The following is a 1,821-nucleotide window of genomic DNA, read 5'->3' as shown; positions in this document are numbered from 1 at the left end:
ATATAGAGAAAGAAATCCAAACACATTCCTTATGTGAGCGAAACCAATGGCATCACAAGAAGTTGTACTATTTCTGCTTTATCAGAAATAATCTTACTAACCCTTTTACCTATCATGTACTATTACTTAGTCATCTCCTAATATAATCAATACAATAATCAATACATCTTTTGTTGAAGATTCCTCATGGGGAAATCGTATATTGTGATTTCTATGGAAATCTAAACCTTTCTTAATTTACCTTGTCTTTAAGCATATATCCGATATAATAAAATTGATGATAACAGCTGCACCTTATTAAATCTTTCCTATTCTCAGATTTTTATGTTTCTACTGCTATGTCCTATTGGTTTATCGAAAATAAAAAAAAACTTGCAAAAGCAGAAGGGAGCTAACTATGATATTAGCATTGATAGGAGCTTTGTGTCTTGCGACGCTATTTACTTTACCATTTGTATATATCTTTCTTTTAAGTATCGTATGGACTACGACACATCCTTTTATTGAATACCTTCTCATTGTGGCAATGTTGATCCTATATGTATATATATGGTTAATGGTTCTTTATCGTTATCGACGCCATGCCTGGTTATCTTTTCGTAAGCAGCTTTTTATGGTAGTACCATTTTTATCATGCATTGTGATTTTGTTAGCTACATTTGGCTATGATATGTGGGAAAATCGTTATGAAATTAAGGGTACAGAAGTGAATCTCAGTGAATATAAACCATTTCACAGTTATAAAATAGCTACTTTGAATAAGGAAAGTCAATTTCAAATAAAAGATGAACTTGTTCGTTTGGATGGTGCTACTGCCTTATATCCGGTCTATGCATCCTTTGTACAAGCGCTTTATCCTAAGGATGAGTATGATCCATACGTTAGTGAAATCGTTAGCTGCACAACAACACCTACCGCCTATGAACGTCTATTAGAGAAGAAAACAGATCTTATTTTTGTGGCTGCTCCTTCGTCAAAACAGGAGGAAATGTTTAAAAAGCAAAAGGAAGAATTGGTTAAGGTTCCGATTGGTAAGGAAGCATTTGTCTTTTTTGTGAATAAAGATAATCCCGTAACAAATTTGAGCAGTAAACAAATTCGGGATATCTATAGTGGAAAGATAACTAATTGGAAAGAGGTAGGGGGAAAGGATGAAAAGATTCGTGCTTTCCAACGTCCTGAAGGCAGTGGTTCTCAATCAGCGTTGATTCGGTTTATGAATGGTCAATCAATCATGAAACCTATGACAAAGGATGTGCCTGCAGGTATGGGGGCAATTATTTCCGTAACAGCTGAATATGAAAATCGGGATAATGCAATAGGGTATTCTTTCCGTTTTTATACACAGGCAATGAAAAAAAGTAATAAAATCAAGCTCTTACAGATTGATGGAGTCGCCCCAACGGTAGAACATATACGTGATGATATCTACCCTATTACAAGTCCGTTTTATGCGGTTTATGTAAAGGGGAATGAAAATAAAAATCTTATGCGATTGATCAATTGGATACAATCAGATGAAGGCCAGCAATTGATTGAAAAGACTGGTTACGTCTCAATAATACAGAAGTAGTATAAATTGTCTAGTCAAGAAAGATAGCAGGAGATTAGTATCTCTAAGTATTATAAAAATAAAATGAGAATAGAATCAGTCTCTCTTTCATATTATTGCGATTTTATTTAAGTGTTAGTCCTTCTTTTATGCTATAAGTTCTTTATGAATATTAATAAAAGGCAAGCTTTTTGTAGGAAGAGCTCGCCTTTTCGTGTGTGGCGGGCATGCCACATATCTAGGGTGAAAATCCCTCGGGGCGTAGTTAT

General features: G+C 34.6%; 1 protein-coding gene. It reads left to right on the top strand.

All coding sequences use genetic code 11. From position 1 onward, the window contains the following. Positions 1-397 precede the first annotated feature (397 nt). On the top strand, positions 398-1,573 hold the full coding sequence (locus LI241_RS15415) for a substrate-binding domain-containing protein (RefSeq protein WP_008690011.1): 1,176 nt from the start codon (positions 398-400) through the stop codon (positions 1,571-1,573). Positions 1,574-1,821: the final 248 nt, after the last annotated feature.

This window comes from Longicatena sp. 210702-DFI.1.196, assembly GCF_020563125.1.
Lineage (GTDB): Bacteria > Bacillota_I > Bacilli_A > Erysipelotrichales > Erysipelotrichaceae > Longicatena > Longicatena caecimuris.
Note: the sequence above shows the minus strand (reverse complement) of the source record. Positions and strands in the feature narration are given on the sequence as shown.

Coding starts and splice junctions, on each gene's coding strand:
- LI241_RS15415 (WP_008690011.1), top strand. CDS start 398: ATGATATTAGCATTGATAGGAGCTTTGTGTCTTGCGACGCTATTTACT.